Genomic DNA, 20,906 nt, shown 5'->3' on the forward strand with positions numbered 1-20,906 from the left:
GGCGTCTCCTTAATCCAGTTCGTGTGACTGGCTGATATCAAAATCGTATTTGACCTTGCGGCCCTTCTCTTCATAATCAATCGGGATCTGACGGGTGATATGCACGGCAACCTGTGCGCCAGGAGGCACGTAAATCGCATCAAACATCTGGCCATATCGCGCTTTCACCCATTCTGTCAGCTCGTTCGTGCCGCCTGATAACGCCTTGCCCAGCGCAGCCTGTCCGGCGCTGCCGGTCAGCGTACTGGTAATTGACGCCCCATCAGTGGTGGTCGTGGTCTGGCTTTCCGACATCGCTTCAGACGCTGCGCCGGCTGCCGAAAGGGCAAATAGCGTAGGGAGGTAGGTTGAAGCATTGCTTTTACGATCGCCGGACAGACAGGGAATGCCGTGTTCATCGGACAGCCAGCCGATACTGCCACCATTCGATTTGCCGTTACTGCCGTCACTGGATTTTGCCGACTGCGGCACCGTGCGTACCGTGCCGTCAGTGAAGACAAAGGTTATGGAGTGGACTTCACCACGTACACAGGACAACACCCAGTCGCCAGTGGCCGTACCGGACGCAATCGCGCCTTCTACGTCCGGCAGCTCAATGCCGTTAGCGGTCAGGTTCTCTTTACCGATAAGTACTTTGAAGGGATAGGGATCAGTGACTTTACCATCAATCGGCACTCGCCCCAGCAGGGCAGTCATCGCCTGACTGCCGACCAGCGTGGAATTTTCCGGCAGGGTATACACCGGCTGTTCGGTTTCCTCAATGGCCTGCTGGTTTTTAGCAACGCGATCCAGTTCGGCTTTCTGGCGAGTGATCTCGTTGTCATTTAGTCCACCGAACGCCGTAGGAAACTGGAATGTGCCAGTACCATTGGTTGCAGCAGCCGCACCGGTGATCGGTTTACCGTTACGATCCAGTTGTACACCATCCTGCGGTTCAATCCAGACCGTGCCCTGCGCCACCATTTCGGCCTGCCCTGCATCTTCCAGCCCCAGCCCGACAGGTAAGTCACTGCCTGCGGAAATGTTGCTGCCCGTTCCCGGGCCGGGAACGGTATTTTCAGTGATTCCAGCAGGCCAGCCAGCCGCTGCTGTTCAGCCTGAAGTTTTTGCTGCGCCTGGGTACTCTCCTGTTTGGCGGCATTCACTGCGTCATTGATGCGTCCGTCCACGTTGTTGCCCTTGTTTTGCAATCGGGCATTTTCTTCTGCCAGTGCCGCATTCTGTTTCTCCAGATTTTCCTGATTCGTCTGAATTGTTTTAATACGTCCAACCAGCGTTCGTAGCGTATCCTGCGGCGTATCGCCCTCGATGCCGAGGATACGCAACTCTTCCTGAGTCAGGTCGGCTACGGTGGCGTTATCTGCTGAATCCTGAGTGTGTTTTGAACCACCGCAGGACTTCACGCCGATCATGACTGCCGACAGCAACACCACCGGCACGATGACCTTCAGCAGGGTATTCGATTTAATCTGCATCGACCTTCCCTCCTTTACCTGCTTTCGCCTTCACTGGCTCAGGAAGAAACGCGGCATCAGGACGCCCTTTAGTCACCAGATACACCGTTGTGGTATCTTCCGGCGTTCCGCCTGCGCCCAGCCAGCGATGCTGGAACGTGGCGCTGTAGAAATTTCCCTGAAAACGACGCGGATCGAGAACAACTTTCTCCTGGCGCTGATTACGCAGGGTAAGCGCCACCACGCTGTAGCCCTGCAATGCCCATGCAGCCAGCGGTTTTACCTCAACGGACTCTGATGGAAGTAATGACGTCAGCTTCTCCGGTAGTGCCAGCGAAATGGAATGCACACCGGGCAACGGCTCAATCGTCCGTGACGGTGCGTAGAGACTTTGCGCGGCATAGCGGGTTAAGGCCACCGGCAGCGGCGTGGTGGATTTTTTCTCTTTCGGTTTCGATGCGGACTGTCGTTCGTCGGTGGTAGCGGTTTTATTGTCTGCCACTGCAACATCACCGTTTCCTGTCGAACTGGAGACGTCCCCCTGATAGACCAGGCTTACCGGCTCCAGTACGCTTTTCCCGTCTTCGGCACTGATATCCAGCAGGATCATCTCACCGTTTTCCACATCCTGAAGCACCAGACGCGTGCGGGCAAAGTGCGCACCCGGTTGCAGGTATACCGCGCCACCTGTACTTTGAACGCGCAATTTTCCTTTCAGCTCAGGTGGAAATCCCACGCGCACATTGCGGTTCACAAACACAATACGCTCCTGACCAACATGCAGGGCCACTGGCAGCGGAATACGTTCCCACTTCACCAATTCAACCGCCTGTACTGGTAATGTGGCAAGGCAAACCAGTGACAGCAAAAATCGTCGTAATCTCATCAGTTAAACACTCCCTTTTTCTCTTCCTTAACCACTGGGGCCGCTTCCAGACGCTGCGGCGCTTCCGAGAGACAATCCAGCGCCAGACCAAACGGGTTGGCTTCCGGATTTTTATCCCAGCGCACCACCTTCAGCGGATAGCGCACCAGCGAGCGTTTAACCGGCTCGGAGTTAACATATTCATCGGTGACTAAATCCAGACGAACCTGCCAGTTATCGCGGTCAATAATGGTGACACTGTCATCCCGGTAGCCTCGTTCAGGGATCTCCGACACGCCGCGCACGCGATCCCGCGATTCACCCAGGTCCTTACGCTGCTTAGCATCCTTACGCAGCAGTTCTTCACAGGTGGGTGTCAGGTAGGCCGATAATGTGGTGATGCGGTACGGATAATCGGTATCACCATCCTTCGGCCAGCTGTTCAGTTGCTGGAAAATATAAAAGCTGAAGGCATACACCGTTGAGGGAGGGATTTCCCACCACGGACGGGAGCTGCCGGAGCGGAGATCGGGGGGATTGTGAATGGTCAGATTGCGCGGAGACATCATCCAGCCAAGCATGGACAACACTAACAGCACCAACATAATCCCACATGCAGCGCGGAGCGTCCGGATATGGTTATCGCGAGCATTCAGGGCATTTTTAAACTTACTCATGTGTAGCCTCCTGACGGCGAACTACAGGACTCAGGCGGCGTAACGCCAGTACCTGACTGTTTAGAATCAGCCCTTTTGTTCCCAGACCAAACTGAGTAAACAGCAGATCCAGCCTGCAATAGAGATAGTTTTCCGGTTTGCCCCGTTTGAAGCGCGCCATTAATCGGCCACCAAAAATAACCGTGACCAACGGCATCAGCAGTGCCACTGTCGGAAAGGCTATCCAGCCGAGAAAGGGTAGAACCGGTATGGCGACCACGAGGCCGCCCAAGACGCTGAACAGCGCAGTAAATCCCAGTTCCGGCGTGGTGAATCCACGAAATACCACCGGCTCAGCATTAAGCCGGTCAGGCATAAATTCGATAGTCGCCATACACTATCCTCAAAGCAGGATTGTCGCGGCTTTGGATGCCAGCCAGATAACAGTGACAATCAGAATGACCCCAACAACAACCAGCATCCCAAACTTGCCCCATGTTGCTTTGCCATCACGAACTTCAGAAAAAGTTGCGATAATTGCATTCCCCACGGCCAGCATGGAACAAGCTGCAAGAACTAACCCCGCCAACACGACACCATCATTGATATATCCGTAGAACTGACCAACGAAAGAGCTGTCAGTGCTGCTTTTGGGGCCCTCAATGGTTGGCAAACCTGCCCGCGCCGCAGAAATTCCGGTCAGGGAAACCGTCAGAACCCGCGCACACCAGAGTCGAAAAGAAAAACGCAGAGAAGATAATGCAAAGCAATACATAGTTATTTCCTTATAAGAACGGCCAGATTAGCTGGCAAAGAGATAAATACTGATGATGATGAGAAGGACTGCCCGAATGGCAAAACGCATCATTGATTGCTCAGTGACATGACGAGCGGCATAGCCACGATAAACATGCACAAATCCCCACCCCACCCACAAAATCAACAGCGCCAGTAGAGCACCAATAAACAATTTGCTCAGCATCGCGGGGTCAGCGTTACCGCTGGCAACTTTAAATGCGTTGCGTTGGGCATCGTTCACGGACGGCGCTCCATCCGGTACTGACCAGTAAGAGATGCTGAAGGCACTGGTTGTGCGCGGGAAGGCTCCAGGTAAACGCTAATCCCCTGACGAATGGACTTGATGTCCTGAGTTGCTAGCAGATAATCGAAATAAAAGCGTCCGTTCTGCCCATCCTGAACGGCGACAACACGGGCGCGTTCCAGAGCAGCCTGCACCTGGTCCAGCTGTTTCATTACCAGCGCCAGCTCGTCAGACTCAGTGGCCTGAGCGCCCGATGCCAGCAGAATCCCCAAAAGGCACCATGCCCGGGGTTGTGTCATGCGCATGTAAACCTCCTTCAATGCGGTTGCATGTACGAAGGGAGAGTGGCGAAAAGCGCTATATCAGGCAGTAAGAAAACAGAAGTGGAATTTTGAAAATTACGGAAGGGGTAAGGCGTGGCGCATAATGCGCCATCGGGGTTCTTTGCCACCCCGGCGCAAGCAAGCTTGCTCTCCCGGCAAGGCTCTCCCCCACACCAGAAAGACGCGCTAACTTGCTATTCTAGTGTGGGGGAGAGCTTGATAAAATGCATAAAATGATAACGGTCTTAAATTATTAAGAGAGTCACAATATGGCACAAACCACATTAGCACTGATACTATCAACAGCGATAATAGCAATAGCCGCTATTATTTTTTTACTTATATATTAAATGATGTCATCACAGATTTGTGGAAAAAAACGTTTTGAGACAGGCATCAAAAATGGGATAGAGAAAAATAAAATCCAAAATAATGATATCTATATACTCGCTGAGCGGTGGCCTATTGGGAAAATAAATATACAACACTCTCTTAACCGGGTTTTTGATTATTATCTCAATGCCCCAGACCAAGACACCCTTAATCTAGTAAAAATTAGAGAAATTATTGACTGGCATAAAAAGCAGGATCCTTTTTCAGAATTGCCAGAAAATATAAAGCTACAGCTTACAACGCTACAAAATATTTCTGATGGAAATAAAGAGATCGTTTTGCAGCTTTCAAAGTCATTGAGTGAATTATATCTTTCAAAAGAAAAAAGTTTTCGTTCAGAAAAACGAATTGCCCGTATCAGTCTTTTCCTTGCTATAGCAGGTGCTATTTATTCATTCATCTCCCTATATATAACAATTGGTTAGCCATTTACAAAGTAACTGATAGATAAAAATCACATAACCTACCAGACGTAAAAAAACCGACTTAACATCGGCTTTTTTACTTTTCCACTCGTAATTAAAGGCAGGGAGCCAACCACTCTCTGCCTTTTAACATTTTTGAGCCGCTATAAATACTTCTTAAAACTCCCCATCGTCACCGAAATCGCTAATCCCATCAACAATGCTGCCGGTAACAGCAACAAATTGGGATAGACAGCAAATGGCGCAGACAGGTACAGCACACATGGAATATACGCCGCTGGTTTCACCACGCGCTTGGCATGATGGTAGAGGAAACTCGACTCATACGCTGCACCGTAGCGGCGTAGATCACGTCGAACCATCCCATCAGCAATTCCAATAATAGCGACCAGCACAAATAACGGTATCGACAGCACCAGAATGGTCACCCGCATCAGAAAGACCTGCGAGACATACATCGTTGCCATCAGGTATTCATACGCATTTCGTACTGCCCAGGCACTCCAGGCATTAAGCTCATCCGTAACGCCATTACCACTTCCCGCAGCAGGTGACTGAATGGACTGTAACCATCCCATAAAGCCGCTATTCACAAATAGCCACTGATAGCCCAGTGCGATCCATCCCTGTACTGTCACCACTGGTGATGACAGCAGCAAACTTTGCGTAAATCCTTCCGCAAAATAACCGCTTTCTGTCTGCATAACGGCGCGGCTATGTTCCGCCCCCTGATCCGGCCAGAAGAACGCAATCCCGATGTACTCCACAATCAGGCTGAACAACAGCGAAACCATCAGCATCCCGATAATACGCCACGGCATATCCCACAGCAGCACGGTAAAAAAACCATGCGGCTTTGGTGGCGTGGATGGTTGTGTCGGGGCAGAAGAGGTGTTCATCTGCGACATAACATCCCCTTAATGCACAGCCAGCGACTCCATCTGGCAGTTCAGTAACATCTCTTCCTGCCCCACCCAAATCCACAGTGTGACAATGTCAGTGAGCGTATCAGTTGTGGCTTCATATCTCGGGCGATAGCCCAGAGAAGTCAGACGCTCAATAATTTCCGGGATCTGAAGTGACGAGCAATCCTGCTCGCACAAGACATCCATCACATCACGCGGGACTTCCAGATTATTGTATCTTGAAGACGCCATCACCGCTTCAACCCGATATCGTTGTTTCATCATGATTTCCTTTTCAAAAAGTGGCTGCATCATAATCTCCCGGTAACGCGCTCCCCGACCACCAGGCATCGCTTGTCCGATAATTTCGCTGCATATAATCGGCAATTTGCCCAATACTATCCGGCATCAGGGCATCCGCGCCAGCAGCTGGCAGCGGCATCCGGATCTTCCACAACCGGCCCCCTTCCAGTAAGGCGAACGCCTGTCCTTTTGGCAGATTGATCACATTCGCGGCAGTGATCAGCGGCATACGCACCGTACTTACCCTATCCTGCGTGTTTGAAGTAAAATCACTGCCCATTTCGGGGTTCGAAATATCGGTGACACCGGAAACCAGCGTTTTGGTATAGACCTCCACTTCCGGCAATTGTTTAGTCATTAGTTCTGCCGTTTCTGTATGCCGTACCCGCAGCATAACCAGGCTGTTAAAGTTCCCCACCACCTGCGCCGCTTTCGCCGCATTACCCAGCCGCGCTTCGATATCCGGCAGAGTCTGGGTATATGCCGTCACCTCGATGCCCGCCCCGCCGCCCTTGTTGATGAGCGGGATAAATTCATCCCCCATCAGTTCATTGAACTCGTCACAGTGCATGCTGATCTGCGTCTTCTTACCTTCGTTACCGGGCAAACCGTCATTTACGCCAAATTTGTAGATATGCCCAGCCACGGAAACCAGATCGGCAAACATCGAATTGCCCACAGCTGCCGCGACTTCCGGATCGGACAACGCATCAAGACCGATATACACCACGCCCTTTTTACGGATCACCTGCTGCCAGTCGAAGATAGGTCGCGGATCTGACATATCGGTGTAATTCGGTGAGATCAGTTGCGCCGTCTTACCGGAAGTCAGTTTCTCCAGCAACGGCAGCAAACTGGCGACAATCTTGTCGTAATACTTCTGGTCATAGCGTACCGACGAACGCAGACCATCAAGCACCGGATCGTAAATCTTCTTCCCTTCATCGCTGTTCAGCACCTGTTCTATCGCCACCACCCGCAGCGAACGACCTTCCATATGCCGGGGAATATCACGCTCATCAAGTATTTGCGCCAGATTTTCTATCTGTTGCCACAGCGCCGGAGTGTGCTCCACCATCCACGTTTCCGCATAGGTTTCAAACAGATCGCCGATATTGTTCACATAACGCTGAATCAGACCAAAATCCGGGCGTTGCCCCAGCGCAACCAGCGCCCGGGCAATAATATTGACGAAACGCCAGGCGAACTCTTTAAAGGCTGCGCTATTACCTTCACTACTGAGCTGACCAGCCACACGCGAAGCCACTTCCGAAATACGGCCAAAGCGTCCGACTGCGTTGTAACGGGCGCTGATATCCGGCCAGCCCAGATGAAATACATGGAACTCACTGGCGCGTCCTGCCCGGTGCGCTTCGGCATACATGCGCTTCAGTAAATCAGCATCGCCTTTCGGGTCGAAAACAATGGTGACGTTACCGCGACGAATATCCTGGGTGATCAGCAGCTCGGCGAGGCGAGTTTTGCCGACGCGCGTGGTACCCAGAACCAGCATATGCCCGACACGCTCGCCAAGACTCATAGAGACGTTGACCTCATCTGGTTCGATGCCGTGCAATGCCGGATGACCGCCAACTGGGGGCAATGGTCGAACGGGATTCAGCGCCGAATCACGCGCCAGCAGTTTGCACAGTGCAGGTAAGCGATGTTCGTAGTGCTGTTCAAAACGACGCGCTGCCTGGTATAACGCCGGGGGATTGACGTAACCCGCCACCTCCGGACGCAGGGTATCCAGCAACCTCTGGGTATGCTTTTGCTCCCACATAAACCCTTTACCCAGAAATAGCCGTTGGTTACTCACTGGCACCTCTGCGCTGGTAACAATATAACGCGGCAGACGGCGGATATTGCGCCGGTAACGTAAAACCTTAACCCCCTGCTGAATGCGTTTTATCGATAACACTGCAAATCCTGCCGCCGTAACGTAGCTGACAGACGGTGCCAGTGCTACTGCCCACGGAGCCGTCACGCATATATAGCTGGCGCAGGCGGCAACAACTGCGGTGTTCAGCTCCACCGCAGGTCGTAGCATGGCTTCAATAACATAGCGGTCACTCATTTTTTCCTCCCGTCATGTCCGGCAAGAAAAATTAACCAGATGAGAAAATTCATTGCGGCCAGGCCAATCAAAAGACTGATTTCATCCAGTGGTAATCCCGCCCTCATTGTTCCACTCCCTTCTCGCTAATCAGTACCGGATAGTGAGAAATACCCAGCCGAACGGCCAGATCGCTCCCAGAAACCGGTAGCAACTCAAGCCCGTTAGCCTGAGACTGTAAATCATTCCAGGCAGATTCACTGGCGACATTCACCACATAGCCCACGGCATTAAGCTGGATAAGTTGGTCACGTCGCAATGCCAGCCAGCGTCGGGAAAGCTCGTCGTCACCAATCAGAAAAATTGATCGCATTCCGGGCATAGAGAGAGAACGCGCTTCCAGCCCCCCAGGCGAAAGCTCAGGAGTACGAATGGGTAATACCGATGCTTTATCAGGTGTTGACAGTGTCAACACTTGTGGAGCGGATGATTCCTCTCCCTGATTGTTAATACCAGCAAAGTATTCAGCCGTTGACTGACCACCCAGATCAGCGACAACGGTCAGCTCTGCCTGACTTATACCCGAAAACAGCAGTGCGAGAACCAGCGGAAAACGTCTCATCATTGTGTTCCTCCCTGATTGAATGCCAGCGTCTGTGCAGACGGCTGCAATGTGCCCAAATGATGCGACACGATAGCCTTGTAGGTTTGAGCAGGTTTGCCGCCCGCAGGATGGTGATAGCACCCCGCAGCCGATATCCAGCTCCCGGGGCTACGTTCGTAACAGGCTCGCAAAATACGGGCCGCAGCGTGAAGATTTATATAGGGATCAAATGCTTCCCAGGTAGATACGAAATGATGTCCATTCCAGCCCAGATTGACCTGCGCGATACCAACATCGATACGTTTGAGCGGATAGCGCCGCATAAAGTCCAGCAGTGCCTGATAAGCTTCGTTCCGTGAGGCGTAGCGATATCCCTTCCCGGCAACATTAATTGTCCAGGGCCACGGGCGAACACCATGCGCCAGTTTGCGGGATGATTCCGTTAATGCCAGACTATACAACGCCTCAGCAGGAACATTCTCCGCCTGCGCGACCCGATGGTATCCTTCAGGAACAGACTGCGCAGCCAGACACTCTGGTAGCACAATGAACATTACCAGCCAGATCAGTTTACTCGCTGCCATCCCTGCGCCCCCTGCTGTAACACCACTGGCATCAGCCCGTTGCCGTATTTCAGCCACATCCCGCTATCGTGATTTAGCGTTACCTGGCGGGATTTCACCTTTTCAGCAGGGATATTATGTTTCTTCGCCCAGCTTCGAACCGCCTCATCTTTACCACCGCTATCAACCAGATAGATATCCAGCGGCTGGTTCGATTTCATCAGTTGCGACAGTTTACGGTCGCAAGCAGGGCAATTATCTTTCACAAACAGCGCCTGACGGGCGTTGCTGGTTTCACTCCGTAGATCCTGAACGGGCAGAACGCCGGGATAGACACGCATCCACGCGCTATTCACTTCTCGCTGAAACGCCAGCTCCGCTTCAACCCGCTGAAACTCCTGTTTCACCGCCAGCTCAGCAAAATGACGGCGTTCTTCATCACTTTGCGCCTCGATACCCAGCATCGTCAGTGGATCTAATCCAGGAGACAACACACCGCGTCGTCCTTTTTTCAGCGTCTCATAACGCTGCCATTCTTCCGTTGTCAGTCCCCACTCCAGTGCGTTTCTTTTTATTTGTATAGGTTCCAGTTCCTGAAGACGGGAATCCGCCATCTGGATAGCAGAAGCTAATGCATCAGATACAGTCACTACGGATTTTTGAGACTGTTGTGTAGTGATCTGATCGCTTTCCGGGCTCACAGCAGCAAACGTGACTGTTGACAATGTCAACACTCCTGACAGAAGCACGGCATTGAATTTTTTCATCCTGACCTCCTTATCGCACCGTCAGCGTCCGGGTTTGCCCTGCGACACGAAACTGCGCCTGCTGCCCGGTAATCGCCAGCAAAGTCCAGCCCTGACGGGTTTCTCCCGGTTCTATTAACGCTATTTCTGTCAGTTGTGTTGCCGATTGTGGCGCTATCGCAGCAAAGGCAATTCCTCCCCGCCGTTCGATACCAGTGAGGATGAAGGGGGTGGTAACTGGCCGCCGCGCTTTCGGCGTTAGTTTCTTCTTTACCGTCACAACATCAGGCATTACGGCAGGAACAACGGCTGTATTGGCTGGACGTTGTTTCAACGTTCGAACCTGTTCCTGAAGGGAGGATAACTCTGTGTTAAAGGCCGTAAACGAGGCAGACTGCTCACGCTGGTGTTTATCGAGCACATCAATCTTCTGCTGCAAAGCCGCAAGCGCCGGTTTGTCAGCCTTACTCCCCAATTGCATTCGTGACACATCAAACTGCTGTTGCAGCGTTGTCATCTGTTCCTGGAGTGGCTCGATATCCGGGCTACCCTGCAACGCAGTTTTAAGCTGGCTAACCTCCCCAGAAAGAAGCTGAACCTGCTTCAGACTAATAAATGTAGTTCCACCCAACGTAAACAAAACCAGCCCCCCCAAACCATAGCGGACTATCGTCCAGAAATTGTTTCGTACAGGTCGTACAGGTCTGGTGGATTCTTTCATTTCAGGAATCTCCATGACACTAATGGATTCGTTCATTTCAGCATCCTCTGCGGAGCCGGAGCGGTGATATTGACGGGGTGAGCGGATAGTGGCACAGAGACCGAAGTGACCGACGTTCTCACCGCTTCCGGCGGCAAACGATAGCCATCACGTAATGAATGGCAGACGATCCGTTGAACAGAATCAATCTCAAGCTGCCAGGACTCCCCGGCCAGGATTTGTAATGCCTGACTCAGGCGCATTGGCCCCAGTTGATAATGCACCGCGGGCAACCTCTGGTTGTACAGCACCCGGTTCGCTGGTGTCGTACTGCACAACGAGTACCCGGACTGGCGCAGAGCATAGCGCATGGAATCAGCCACGGTCGGCGATAATGACGCGGGGATACGGATATCTATTGTTTGCTCCAGCGGAGCACGTTGCGCAGCACTCGGGGAAGTATCAACCAACAGGTAACGGTCATAACGAACAACTTCGGGAGAGGCGGCATAGACATCTGGTCGGGCTGGCTGGATATTGCCATTCAGCACCGTTGGATGGGATTGAGTATCAGGTTGCTGGAGCTTTTGCGTACAACCAGCAAGGATGCTGGCCGCCAGGCAGACAATCATTGGGATATGAGGATTCATGCAGGTTCCTTAGTCAGACAAAAGAGGCCCAACTTTGCGAAACCAGAGGCATCTCCTCAACGAACAACTGTTTTTGCTATGCAAAAAAACGCCAGAAAAATCTGGCGTTAATACAACAAACAAGAAGTGTACGACGTGGAGATTTGCACTCTTTCTATTATCAATATGCGGAGTCGGTAGACTCAGCTTTTTCAGCTTTATAAACCATGTTTTGCCCCACTTTGATAAAACTGATTTTAATCAGTCTCGCTCGCAGTGCTGCTCTTGATTCACCTGCATGATCGCCTTTGGTCAGTGTAAACACATCGGCAGTCAGGTTACTGAGTTTAAAACCGATAAGGACCTTCTTCTCTTCATTCACTGCATTCTGGCAGCGTCTGATTAAAGAACTAGCCTGTTTACCCGATACCGTAACATCAAAACGCGTGTACTCAGGTTTTTCGGTTGAGCCATGTAACGCGTTAATCGTGCAGCTCAGGAATGCCCCCGTAGCGGTGTTAATTTCGCGAATATTGCTCAGATAACCCAGCCCATCGATATGCAAATTAAAGTAGCTGGATTGTGGTTTTGGTTGTACCGGCGCCGGAGCTACTGATTGAGCTGGGGTTGCTGATTCAACAGGAACTGGAGCCGGGGCTTTCTTGCTGGCACTGCTTTTTTTAGGTTTAGCGGTGGTGGTTTTAGATATAGTAGACATGTTGTTTCTCCTGGAAAAATTCGATAAACGGAGAAACATCCCAGCTGGGTGTTTTCCCGCTGGGGTGTCAGGCATCGAAGCGAAGCTGACGGTCTGTCGTTGAAGTGTACCTTTATCGCTGGAGCGATCCCTGCTCTCAAAGGTTAAGCAAGGTTACCGCCCGAAGGCATCGTCTCTCAGGCCATGACGATTTTGGCTGGCAATCACCCGAAGGCGTCCATCTCAGATTGCTAGGACATTGGCTGTTGTCGGAGACAACGGGATAAGAGCGAATATATTATTTAGTATTAGCTCATAAAATCAATTAAAATCTCACTTATCAATTACATTTTTCTCAACATCATGCAACTGACTCTCTGATAGTTTATTTATTTGACTTATCAATAATTGGTTGATATAGAATCTTTTTTGCTCCAAAGATAGATCGTCACGCGAGTCAATTGCATGAAGTGTATTACTAAAACATTCATCTATAGCGGAACCCTTAAATACTTCAATAATAGTTTTTGCATTCATAATAAGAACACACATTGCCAGACAACCAACACACCAAACCCAATCAACCACAAAACCGCGCACCAAAAAAAACTCTTTAAATATATATAAGAACACCCAAACAACAATCCCCAAAAGACATCCAAAAGTAGTCCTTAATGGATATTTTAATAATAAAATATCTAACAGGCGATTAAGAAACCTAGTAAACTCATCCATGTAAACTCTCCCAACGCCCTTTCTTAATCTCGGCTAAATCAGTATATAATTTATCTCTATCATTTAATATTTTTCGCCCCCCGTTACTTCCACCATTAATATCATCAATATTTTCCTCTATAAACTTAATTAACTGAAGTGCTTCATGTCTATTAGAACCAAAGAAACCTCGAGATATTCGATATGTTATTATTCTATCCTTGACCTCAAGAACTAAAAACAAGGTAACACTTAACCCAATAACAAATACCCCAACAGAATATTGGATATGAATTATTGTGGTTGCAATCAATATTAATAGGGTAGAGATTTTAGCCTTTATAAAAATCTTTTTTTCTTTTATTAAGAAGAGTTCCACTACTGTTTTTCTTTTTAACTCATCAGACTCTTTTTTTGTTAAAACACCACTGGAGCGATATAATCCTTTCAGATTTTCACTATATTTCTTAGAAAAAAACAACTTTAACGACAATCTCGTATATTTGATTTATCAATGCCATTGCGACACCGGAAATGAAAAAATCTACCCATTTATTAGTAATTCCAAAATACAAATGTAAATAGCCCACCCCCCTAGCACCAAGTATGGCAAGAACTAATAAAAACAATAATTTTACTATAGCCGAAAATTTCATAAAACCGCCAAGCATTCATGTATTGAATGTATTGTTTATTTCCCAAAATAAATATACTTCAAATAGTAAAGTTAAACCAAACAAAAAGGCCCGATCCCATCCTGGTATCGAGCCTCTGAACCTGCACCAGGGTTCATCGTCAGTGTCGCTTCTCCGGGCCAGAGCCTTTTTTGGCCGACGTGTAATCTCACGGAGGGTCACGCCTTACAACCTCATCCAGGTAACAAAATGGGTCGCTATACTGTCCTGTCTTCCGCTACAAGAAGCGAAAAATCGGATTACCGCAGTCACGGGGGTACTTCAAAGCCATGAGCAAAATAGCAAATTCACGCTACGCTTCCAACCAAAAACATAAAGCTAATCAGCCATTGTTCTTTGCAGGGCTTTTCCGCCGCCGAGCCGGTTTCTTTGCTCCGATATTCACAATACCGTTGCAGTCTGGATAGTTACTACATCCCCAGAATGAGCCGGACTTCCCCGTGCGCTGTCGCGTTGCACCGCCACAAACCGGGCACGGCGGAGACGGCGGTAACGTAATCCTGACAGTCTGCTGTCGCCCCTTTTCCACCAATTGCCTGGTCCAGGCTGACTGTTTCGCCATAAAGTCATCCAGCATCATCCGCCCCTCGGCAATATCATCCAGCGACTGCTCCCAGAGTGCCGTCAGGCCGGGATCTTTGAGCTGTGCAGGTAACACCGCCATCAGGTCAGCGGCAATAGGCATCGCAAGCAGGTGCTTGCCTTTCTTCACCACAAATCCACGCTTCAGCAACGTTTCAATCACGCCTGCCCGTGTCGCTTCCGTACCCAACCCCGCATTCTCCTTGAGGATCTTTTTAAGGCACGGATCGGTGACAAACTGCGCCGCGTTCTTCATCGCGACAATCAATGTACCTTCCGTATAGTGCTCCGGTGGTTTTGTTTGCTGCTGTTTCGCTTCTGCCCCAGTGATCGGGCATACGCTCCCTTTAGCCATTGCAGGTAACTGGGTTTTGTCACCGGTACTTTCTGTATCTTCTTCAGCATCCATACCAAACAAGCTCTTCCAGCCAGCAACGACCACAATCTTACCGCTGGTCTTAAATAACTGCCCACTGCAATGCAACGAAATCCGCGTGGCATCCACTTCATGGTTTGGCTGGAACTGGGCCATATAATGCAGCCGGATAAGTTGGTAAACGTTGCGCTCCTGCTCACTCATTTTTGCCAGATCACAGGGCTGCTTTGTAGGAATGATGCCGTGGTGTGCAGTGATCTTTTTGTCATTCCAGATACGGGAAACATGCTGCATATCGAGCCGTTGGATGATCGCAGATAAAGCAGGATCGCTTTGTTGTATCGCTGCTATAACCTGCCCAATCTCTCCACGCATTGATGTCGGCAGATAACCGCAGTCAGTACGAGGGTACGTGGTTGCTTTGTGGGTTTCATACAAAGCCTGCGCAATATCCAGCACCTGTTGAGCGCCATAGCCAAAACGACGGGAACAGGCTTGTTGTAGCGTACCAAGATCAAACGCCAACGGAGCTGATTCAGTCTCCCTTTTGGTCTCAACCTCTGCCACTGTCGCCTGCCCGGTTTTCTTGCAAAGCTGAACCACCTGCTGCGCCGCAGTCGGATTAATACAGCGTTTTTCCTCATCACAATACGCCGCTGCTGGCACCCACTGCGCCTGAAATGTGATCCCTCCCGCTGCCAGCTGCACCACAACATTCCAGTAGGGCTTCGGGACAAACTGCGCAATATCGCGATCGCGTTCCACAATCAAGTTAAGCGTTGGCGTCTGCACCCGCCCCACGGATAAAACGCTACCATAACCATTCTCCCGGGCCTTGACCGAATATAGCCGCGTCATATTCATGCCGATCTGCCAGTCAGCCCGGGCACGGCCCAGACCGGCTAAATAGTAGGGTAAGGTCGCACTTCCGGGCTTTATCGCCGCCAGCGCGGCGCGGACGCTGGCCTCATCAAGTGCCGAGAGCCACAACCGCTCAACTTTTCCCTGATAATGGCAATAATCAAGGATTTCACGGGCAATCACCTCTCCTTCCCGATCCGCATCGGTGGCAATCACTACCGTATCAGCCTGTTTCAGCAATTTCTGGATGACGGAAAACTGAGCCGCCGCATCCGGTTTAACCTGCATTTGCCACGTTGTCGGCAATACCGGTAGCACATCGGTACGCCAGGGAACACCGAACTGTTCACCGTAGGCATCCGGGCTGGCCTGCTCCAGCAGGTGACCAAAACCCCAGGTGACGCACACACCGTTTCCGGTCTGATGACCCGGCATTTTCTTTGTTGCGCCCAGCACAGCGGCAATATCCCGCCCCTGAGTGGGCTTTTCACAGAGAAAGAGCTTCATCGGATCGTCCCTTCCGCCACGTTCTTCACATTCTCAAACAGCTTGCTGGTATAAGCCGCTGTGACATGAGAGGCCAGACCGGAACGAAAGGTGATATAAAGCCGACTACCTGAACCATTTCTCTCCAGCTCAACCTGAATGCTGTCACCAGTATTTTCGCTTCCCCAGTCGCGCCCCATTTTGTAGTAGCTACCGGGTTGCCCATCCCATACCCATGCCCCATCGGCTACTGAAGCGGCAGTCCACCCTCCACTTTGCGTACCGTTGTTACGTAGCTGCGCTACTTCTTCCGCCGAGATAAAGCGGTAGTAGCGTTTTACCCGCGCAGCTGCCGTATCAACATCAACGGGAACACGGTATTCCTGCGCGATTTTGTGGTTCGCCTGTGGTACGCCTTTCGACAACACCACCGGACCACTGTCTGCCGGTACAGAACCGACTGAGAAGATCCCACCGCTAATCTGGTTTATCGCACTGTTGACACTGTCAACACTCGCACATCCACTCAGGCAGGTACTCAAGATGAGCAATCCGGTAAAAACAGTCTTATTGCTGATCATCCTGCACCTCCAGCTTTGTCGCTTTATCTTTGCGTGACTGGCGTTTGAAAGCGGCTTTCAGCGCCTTAATACTTTCGGCGCTTACTGGCGGAGAAAAGCGGGAGCGGCGGGTTCCCAACAGGATCGCCCTGTCCAGTTCCCCAAATTGTTCGATAGCCTGCCGGGCAACATCATTATTTGAAGCTATATCCTGGCGGGTAACGGGATGAGAACGATAACGCAGAGCAACCGAGAAGATTTGGCGAATTTGATGGCTACCACGATGCAACCAGGCTTTGCGCTCTTTCAGCGACATCAGACCGTAATGATGCGACTGGAAGACACGCAGAATAAGCTGATCAAATCCAACCAGGAGGTAAACGCAGCGGTATCCCAGCGGAGTATGGCTGTGAACGCCAATATTCAGCGGTGCGGTAGAGGTGACCCCGGATACAGAAGCGTTAGCTGGCAGCATCGCCATCAGAGCATCGATATCACTGAGCCATTTCTGGAGCTGCTCGCTGGCTGTCCCCAGTAATGTTTCAACTTCCATCAGAGCAGCATCCGCCCACGGATTATCCGCCAGTGAATCGCGGTTAATCCGGGAAATGAGTTTGAAGAACAGCGGCATTCCGATGAGCGACGGCTTGCCATCTGAGGCTGGTCGCCCGCTCCAAGTGTTAATGGCGTACTGGGTATGCAGCTCGATGCGCAACTCAGAATGCAGCGCACCGGCTTTCTTTTCTGTCTTGTCTGACATGATTTTCCATCTATAAAAGTTCAACAAGATGGAAATAGTTGTGTATTGGTGATACGAAGCACAATAATAAAATCATTGTACAAAAATAAAATTTATTCTAAGAGGGTAGAAAAATCCACCCTCTTAATAATTACCAACCGTAAGATACTCCCGCCGCAACACCAAGATTGTTTTGTGTATCAAAGGACGATTTTAATGAAACAATAGTTCTATCGTTGACACGGTAATAACCGCCAGCTGAAATCGCCTGCTCAGAATCAAAATTAGCTAATCCCATACCAAACTGAAAATCGTAGCTAAAATTCTGAGGGATACTACTCATTGCCATTGCACCAGCAATCCCGGCAGCAGCTTTCTGACGATTTTTATCAACTTTGCTATCTAATTGTTCAATTCGTCCGTTCACTTTATTTATTTGCGAGTTCGTATAATCGATAGATTGATTGAATCGGTTATCGGTATACGTTGTTGCTTGATTTAACGTATTTCTTGTGGATGTGTCTGTGTAACTTTTCGAGATATCAATTGCATAACTATTACCCTGATTAACTCTCGAATCAGTATATTCAATTGCTTTGTCATATGTATTCTTTGACGAATTATCGGTGTATGTATTGGCATCAACAAGCGTCTGCGCCGATGAGTTATCAGTGTAGGAGCGCATATCATTGGTGGCGTTCGTTACCTGAGTATCGGTGTACGTATTGGCATCGACAAGCGTCTGCGCCGATGAGTTATCAGTGTAGGAGCGCATATCATCGATGGCGTTCGTTACCTGAGTGTCGGTGTACGTATTGGCATCAACAATTTTTGAATCGGTATAGATATTAGCGTCAGTCTCAGCTTTATCGGCTTGCTGTTCAGTATAGGAACGATCAGCGGCAGATTTGCTATCAGTATAATCTTTTGATGCAGCATCGCCAGCATCAACATAACTCTGTTCAACCCCTGAACCGAAATTAGAAATAGAGTTGTCAACATAGCTCTTCATATCACTGATTTTTGAATCAGTGTAATCATTAGCATTAGATTCAGCAGTAGCACTTGTCGTGTCTGCGTATTTTTTTGCATTAGACTCTGCTGTAGATGCTTTATTATCTGCATATGATTTAGCTGCGGCATCGCCAGCATCAACATAACTTTTCTCTACCCCCGAATTATTTTCGACATACGATTTCATTTCATTATATTTTTGATCTGTATAATTTTTTGAAATATCAATACCTGTATTAACTGCGTCTGCGACGCTTCGCTCATCCATATTTGTACAGTTTTCATCCCCGCCGCCAGAACGAGTGCATTCGTTACGCCAGCGGATATGTCCTGAGCCATCCTCAGTAAAATCAGCCATCGCAGGGCCTGATAACAGTGCAGACATAACAAGTAAATAAATTTTAGAGTATTTCATTTAAACTTCCTTTTTCTATCAAAAAAAGAAGTAAACAAAAACTACGATGTTTTCCCCACAAAAAACCGTATTTGCATTTTTAGTATTTTTCAGGGTTACCTGCCACAAACCTCAGCAAGAAAAATTACAGATTAAATCTCATTTCCCTCCTGCCCTTAAACCACTATCAGTTCCTTAGTGTTGACACTGTCAACACAGGTCGTTTTATGACCTAAAATAACTACTACGGTTCTCGTCCATGCTTCGTCATATAAATACTAGCGACCATGATAATAAGGCATGTTTATTCTCCCTTGCTGTTGACACTGTCAACAGTGCTCACTTTATGAGCTGAAATAATTCCCCCTAATCTCAGCCATCACGCCAGACACAAACTCTCTCCGGGCGCGTTTGACCTCTTTTTTCTCATTGAGTGGTGGCACACTAACCGATGTCTGTTTTACAAGCGTATGCAGAACACGCGCATCTCCAACGTTAAACTGCCCTTCTCTGGCCCGTTTCAGGTTTGCCAGCAGATACGCAGTGACGTTCCTGACCTCTGTCGCTTTCATGCGGTCAGCCAGATCGTCCAGAATCAGCTGTCCCAGCCCTTCAGGTAACGCGCTAAGTTGCCGCTCCAGCATATCCCTGTCGGGCGTATTCAGCCGTTCGATTACCTTCGTCGACCACGACAACCGACTTTCGCCTTCTACGTACGTATCTTTTACACTCTGTGTAAAACTACGTACGTAACGGTTCGATTTTCGAACTAAGCCGCCATCCCTTGATTTCCGGCTTAGTTCGGAATCCGAACCCGGAAAAATATCCCCCTTCAGATGGCCCAGTTCGGATTCCGAACTCTGTGTTTTTTGACCGAGTTCGGTTTCAGAACCGTGAGTTTTCTTCTGCCGCGATGACACCATTTCCTGCGGAGTTTGTGGCGCGGATAACCGGGCTTCGATCAACGCAACGCGTGAGTGCCGGTGGCGCATACGAGTATCGGATTTCATGTCCTGCAAAACAGCCAGCGCAGTGAGGCGTATCGTTTTATTAGTGTGCCGGCAGGCATCAGCCACGGCATCAAACCAGCCGGGATCGAAGTATTCCGAATCAAACAGTCCCAGCGGTTCATCATGCTGAGCGTAGATATTGCCGCGAATACGACCTGATTTATCCCGGACACGCTTGCACAAGCTCAGCCACCCGGTCAGACGCAGCATTAACAGCGCCCTGCTGATTGTCTCCCGGGAGGCTTTATCCGAATGAGGAAGCGCGAGCTGGCACTGCAATTCGTCGTAGGTAGGAAAAACAGTGCCCTCGTTCTGTTGGGCGTACAGCCGGATCATCACCCACGCCATTTTATCCAGCGGCGATAACCGGCTATCCAGAAATAAACGCCGGGGAACGGCATCATGCACGTTCCCCAGAAAGAGCAATCCACTCTGCTCATTACTCTGCTCACCGGACTGCGTTTTTTGCTCAATCCGGTTTTGCATCTTTGCCAGCGTACGCTGGATAACATCATCGACGGGAACAGCAGTCATGAGGCAGCACTCCAACCTTTGGTTAGCGTCCAGACTGCGGTTAACGAGATATCCTGCTGCTCAGCGATTAACATTATGGCTTCCAGCGCATCCAGTGATTCCCGGTTGTCAACGTTCGATGCCTTCCACTGTTGCCACACCGCCAGCTCCTGTTCTTCTGTGGGGATCTGGCTGCGCCCCTGCCGTGTTACAACACCAACCAGGCGTCGCCGGGAGCTGACCTCCGTCGCCGTCAGACCGAAAAAATGCTGCATCAGCTCGATAGATCCACCCAGCGTTAACGCCCTGTCTATCCGCTGCGTCCGGGTCTGCTCACGACGAGCCTGCGCCAGCATGGTGTTAAGGTTGGTATGGTTGATACGAAAGGTTAGAAGAGATACCTGCGTATTTACCAGATAATGCAGATCTTCAACGGTTAAGCTGTTAAGTTCCTGAATCTCTTCCAGGGTTAACCCCATAGCTTCACAACGGCGGATATTGCCCGACTTTAGCTCCATAACTATCTGCGTTAACAATGCATTCATTGCGCACTCCCCTCATAAATAATCGCAATATCAACAGTCCATACCAGAAAACAAAG

The 20,906-nt window shown here is 49.8% G+C and carries 24 protein-coding genes and 1 pseudogene; 1 reads left to right on the forward strand and 24 read right to left on the reverse strand.

All coding sequences use genetic code 11. The annotated features are described in order from the left end of the window. Positions 1-9: 9 nt before the first annotated feature. The 7 genes and pseudogenes from AACU94_RS18740 to AACU94_RS18770 form a co-directional block, all read right to left on the reverse strand. Positions 10-1,475: pseudogene (locus AACU94_RS18740) on the reverse strand (TIGR03752 family integrating conjugative element protein). After that, positions 1,465-2,340 carry a TIGR03749 family integrating conjugative element protein gene (locus AACU94_RS18745; protein ID WP_135490037.1) on the reverse strand — a complete coding sequence of 292 codons (876 nt, stop codon included), beginning with the start codon at positions 2,338-2,340 and terminating at the stop codon, positions 1,465-1,467. The pseudogene AACU94_RS18740 and the gene AACU94_RS18745 overlap by 11 nt, the downstream one beginning before the upstream one ends. Next, the gene (locus AACU94_RS18750; RefSeq protein ID WP_135490038.1) at positions 2,340-2,996 is read right to left on the reverse strand and encodes a PFL_4703 family integrating conjugative element protein; all 657 of its coding nucleotides are present in this window, start codon (positions 2,994-2,996) and stop codon (positions 2,340-2,342) included. The genes AACU94_RS18745 and AACU94_RS18750 overlap by 1 nt, the downstream gene beginning before the upstream one ends. Next, positions 2,989-3,369 (reverse strand): TIGR03750 family conjugal transfer protein, encoded by a 381-nt coding sequence (locus AACU94_RS18755; protein ID WP_135490039.1) that lies wholly within the window; start codon positions 3,367-3,369, stop codon positions 2,989-2,991. The genes AACU94_RS18750 and AACU94_RS18755 overlap by 8 nt, the downstream gene beginning before the upstream one ends. A gap of 9 nt (positions 3,370-3,378) precedes the next feature. Continuing rightward, a complete protein-coding gene (locus AACU94_RS18760) occupies positions 3,379-3,750 on the reverse strand; it encodes a TIGR03745 family integrating conjugative element membrane protein (protein WP_135490040.1) in 372 nt (123 codons plus the stop codon). A 27-nt stretch (positions 3,751-3,777) separates the two neighbouring features. Next, positions 3,778-4,014: a TIGR03758 family integrating conjugative element protein gene (locus AACU94_RS18765; protein WP_135490041.1), complete on the reverse strand. Its 237-nt coding sequence runs from the start codon at positions 4,012-4,014 to the stop codon at positions 3,778-3,780. Continuing rightward, a complete protein-coding gene (locus AACU94_RS18770) occupies positions 4,011-4,322 on the reverse strand; it encodes an integrative conjugative element protein, RAQPRD family (protein ID WP_135490042.1) in 312 nt (103 codons plus the stop codon). The genes AACU94_RS18765 and AACU94_RS18770 overlap by 4 nt, the downstream gene beginning before the upstream one ends. Before the next feature lie 368 nt (positions 4,323-4,690). Between AACU94_RS18770 and AACU94_RS18775 the strand changes: the two genes are divergently transcribed. Then, positions 4,691-5,158, forward strand: coding sequence for a hypothetical protein (locus tag AACU94_RS18775; protein WP_135490043.1), 468 nt, complete (start codon positions 4,691-4,693; stop codon positions 5,156-5,158). 143 nt (positions 5,159-5,301) lie between these two features. On the opposite strand, the gene AACU94_RS18780 is transcribed toward AACU94_RS18775, so the two are convergent. From AACU94_RS18780 to AACU94_RS18860, 17 genes are all read right to left on the reverse strand, one after another. After that, complete coding sequence (locus AACU94_RS18780; RefSeq protein ID WP_135490044.1) at positions 5,302-6,066, reverse strand: TIGR03747 family integrating conjugative element membrane protein; 765 nt, start codon at positions 6,064-6,066, stop codon at positions 5,302-5,304. A gap of 9 nt (positions 6,067-6,075) precedes the next feature. Beyond that, positions 6,076-6,348, reverse strand: coding sequence for a hypothetical protein (locus AACU94_RS18785; RefSeq protein ID WP_240726518.1), 273 nt, complete (start codon positions 6,346-6,348; stop codon positions 6,076-6,078). Between the two features lie 10 nt (positions 6,349-6,358). Continuing rightward, on the reverse strand, positions 6,359-8,443 hold the full coding sequence (traD, locus tag AACU94_RS18790; RefSeq protein WP_135490045.1) for a type IV conjugative transfer system coupling protein TraD: 2,085 nt from the start codon (positions 8,441-8,443) through the stop codon (positions 6,359-6,361). A 103-nt stretch (positions 8,444-8,546) separates the two neighbouring features. Further along, on the reverse strand, positions 8,547-9,047 hold the full coding sequence (locus AACU94_RS18795) for an integrating conjugative element protein (RefSeq protein ID WP_135490046.1): 501 nt from the start codon (positions 9,045-9,047) through the stop codon (positions 8,547-8,549). After that, positions 9,044-9,580 carry a transglycosylase SLT domain-containing protein gene (locus AACU94_RS18800; RefSeq protein WP_445298355.1) on the reverse strand — a complete coding sequence of 179 codons (537 nt, stop codon included), beginning with the start codon at positions 9,578-9,580 and terminating at the stop codon, positions 9,044-9,046. Before AACU94_RS18800 ends, AACU94_RS18795 begins: the two co-directional genes overlap by 4 nt. A gap of 11 nt (positions 9,581-9,591) precedes the next feature. Then, positions 9,592-10,356, reverse strand: coding sequence for a TIGR03759 family integrating conjugative element protein (locus AACU94_RS18805; protein ID WP_135410419.1), 765 nt, complete (start codon positions 10,354-10,356; stop codon positions 9,592-9,594). A gap of 10 nt (positions 10,357-10,366) precedes the next feature. Further along, entirely contained in the window at positions 10,367-11,092 is a 726-nt protein-coding gene (locus AACU94_RS18810; RefSeq protein ID WP_135490048.1) for a hypothetical protein, read from the reverse strand. Then, complete coding sequence (gene pilL2 / locus AACU94_RS18815) at positions 11,089-11,685, reverse strand: PFGI-1 class ICE element type IV pilus protein PilL2 (protein ID WP_135410421.1); 597 nt, start codon at positions 11,683-11,685, stop codon at positions 11,089-11,091. The genes AACU94_RS18810 and pilL2 overlap by 4 nt, the downstream gene beginning before the upstream one ends. A gap of 160 nt (positions 11,686-11,845) precedes the next feature. Continuing rightward, positions 11,846-12,382, reverse strand: a complete 537-nt coding sequence (locus tag AACU94_RS18820; protein ID WP_135487850.1) for an STY4534 family ICE replication protein — start codon at positions 12,380-12,382, stop codon at positions 11,846-11,848. A gap of 312 nt (positions 12,383-12,694) precedes the next feature. After that, the gene (locus AACU94_RS18825) at positions 12,695-13,096 is read right to left on the reverse strand and encodes a hypothetical protein (RefSeq protein WP_135490049.1); all 402 of its coding nucleotides are present in this window, start codon (positions 13,094-13,096) and stop codon (positions 12,695-12,697) included. Then, complete coding sequence (locus tag AACU94_RS18830; RefSeq protein WP_135490050.1) at positions 13,089-13,556, reverse strand: hypothetical protein; 468 nt, start codon at positions 13,554-13,556, stop codon at positions 13,089-13,091. The genes AACU94_RS18825 and AACU94_RS18830 overlap by 8 nt, the downstream gene beginning before the upstream one ends. 536 nt (positions 13,557-14,092) lie before the next feature. Beyond that, positions 14,093-16,096: a DNA topoisomerase III gene (locus AACU94_RS18835; RefSeq protein ID WP_135490051.1), complete on the reverse strand. Its 2,004-nt coding sequence runs from the start codon at positions 16,094-16,096 to the stop codon at positions 14,093-14,095. Then, entirely contained in the window at positions 16,093-16,656 is a 564-nt protein-coding gene (locus AACU94_RS18840) for a hypothetical protein (RefSeq protein ID WP_135410426.1), read from the reverse strand. Before AACU94_RS18840 ends, AACU94_RS18835 begins: the two co-directional genes overlap by 4 nt. Next, positions 16,643-17,395 (reverse strand): PFL_4669 family integrating conjugative element protein, encoded by a 753-nt coding sequence (locus tag AACU94_RS18845; RefSeq protein ID WP_135490052.1) that lies wholly within the window; start codon positions 17,393-17,395, stop codon positions 16,643-16,645. The genes AACU94_RS18840 and AACU94_RS18845 overlap by 14 nt, the downstream gene beginning before the upstream one ends. A gap of 130 nt (positions 17,396-17,525) precedes the next feature. After that, complete coding sequence (locus tag AACU94_RS18850; protein ID WP_135490053.1) at positions 17,526-18,803, reverse strand: YadA C-terminal domain-containing protein; 1,278 nt, start codon at positions 18,801-18,803, stop codon at positions 17,526-17,528. 323 nt (positions 18,804-19,126) lie between these two features. Then, positions 19,127-20,326: an STY4528 family pathogenicity island replication protein gene (locus AACU94_RS18855; RefSeq protein WP_135490054.1), complete on the reverse strand. Its 1,200-nt coding sequence runs from the start codon at positions 20,324-20,326 to the stop codon at positions 19,127-19,129. Then, positions 20,323-20,850 (reverse strand): DUF2857 domain-containing protein, encoded by a 528-nt coding sequence (locus AACU94_RS18860; RefSeq protein ID WP_135410429.1) that lies wholly within the window; start codon positions 20,848-20,850, stop codon positions 20,323-20,325. Before AACU94_RS18860 ends, AACU94_RS18855 begins: the two co-directional genes overlap by 4 nt. Between the last annotated feature and the right edge of the window lie 56 nt (positions 20,851-20,906).

The organism is Escherichia sp. E4702, from assembly GCF_963883545.1.
Lineage (GTDB): Bacteria > Pseudomonadota > Gammaproteobacteria > Enterobacterales > Enterobacteriaceae > Escherichia.

Bases quoted from the DNA above. Each gene is read 5' to 3' on its own strand.
- AACU94_RS18745 (WP_135490037.1), bottom strand. From the start codon at position 2,340: ATGAGATTACGACGATTTTTGCTGTCACTGGTTTGCCTTGCCACATTA.
- AACU94_RS18750 (WP_135490038.1), bottom strand. From the start codon at position 2,996: ATGAGTAAGTTTAAAAATGCCCTGAATGCTCGCGATAACCATATCCGG.
- AACU94_RS18755 (WP_135490039.1), bottom strand. From the start codon at position 3,369: ATGGCGACTATCGAATTTATGCCTGACCGGCTTAATGCTGAGCCGGTG.
- AACU94_RS18760 (WP_135490040.1), bottom strand. From the start codon at position 3,750: ATGTATTGCTTTGCATTATCTTCTCTGCGTTTTTCTTTTCGACTCTGG.
- AACU94_RS18770 (WP_135490042.1), bottom strand. From the start codon at position 4,322: ATGCGCATGACACAACCCCGGGCATGGTGCCTTTTGGGGATTCTGCTG.
- AACU94_RS18775 (WP_135490043.1), top strand. From the start codon at position 4,691: ATGATGTCATCACAGATTTGTGGAAAAAAACGTTTTGAGACAGGCATC.
- AACU94_RS18780 (WP_135490044.1), bottom strand. From the start codon at position 6,066: ATGTCGCAGATGAACACCTCTTCTGCCCCGACACAACCATCCACGCCA.
- AACU94_RS18785 (WP_240726518.1), bottom strand. From the start codon at position 6,348: ATGATGAAACAACGATATCGGGTTGAAGCGGTGATGGCGTCTTCAAGA.
- traD (WP_135490045.1), bottom strand. From the start codon at position 8,443: ATGAGTGACCGCTATGTTATTGAAGCCATGCTACGACCTGCGGTGGAG.
- AACU94_RS18795 (WP_135490046.1), bottom strand. From the start codon at position 9,047: ATGATGAGACGTTTTCCGCTGGTTCTCGCACTGCTGTTTTCGGGTATA.
- AACU94_RS18800 (WP_445298355.1), bottom strand. From the start codon at position 9,580: ATGTTCATTGTGCTACCAGAGTGTCTGGCTGCGCAGTCTGTTCCTGAA.
- AACU94_RS18805 (WP_135410419.1), bottom strand. From the start codon at position 10,356: ATGAAAAAATTCAATGCCGTGCTTCTGTCAGGAGTGTTGACATTGTCA.
- AACU94_RS18810 (WP_135490048.1), bottom strand. From the start codon at position 11,092: ATGAACGAATCCATTAGTGTCATGGAGATTCCTGAAATGAAAGAATCC.
- pilL2 (WP_135410421.1), bottom strand. From the start codon at position 11,685: ATGAATCCTCATATCCCAATGATTGTCTGCCTGGCGGCCAGCATCCTT.
- AACU94_RS18820 (WP_135487850.1), bottom strand. From the start codon at position 12,382: ATGTCTACTATATCTAAAACCACCACCGCTAAACCTAAAAAAAGCAGT.
- AACU94_RS18825 (WP_135490049.1), bottom strand. From the start codon at position 13,096: ATGGATGAGTTTACTAGGTTTCTTAATCGCCTGTTAGATATTTTATTA.
- AACU94_RS18835 (WP_135490051.1), bottom strand. From the start codon at position 16,096: ATGAAGCTCTTTCTCTGTGAAAAGCCCACTCAGGGGCGGGATATTGCC.
- AACU94_RS18840 (WP_135410426.1), bottom strand. From the start codon at position 16,656: ATGATCAGCAATAAGACTGTTTTTACCGGATTGCTCATCTTGAGTACC.
- AACU94_RS18845 (WP_135490052.1), bottom strand. From the start codon at position 17,395: ATGTCAGACAAGACAGAAAAGAAAGCCGGTGCGCTGCATTCTGAGTTG.
- AACU94_RS18850 (WP_135490053.1), bottom strand. From the start codon at position 18,803: ATGAAATACTCTAAAATTTATTTACTTGTTATGTCTGCACTGTTATCA.
- AACU94_RS18855 (WP_135490054.1), bottom strand. From the start codon at position 20,326: ATGACTGCTGTTCCCGTCGATGATGTTATCCAGCGTACGCTGGCAAAG.
- AACU94_RS18860 (WP_135410429.1), bottom strand. From the start codon at position 20,850: ATGAATGCATTGTTAACGCAGATAGTTATGGAGCTAAAGTCGGGCAAT.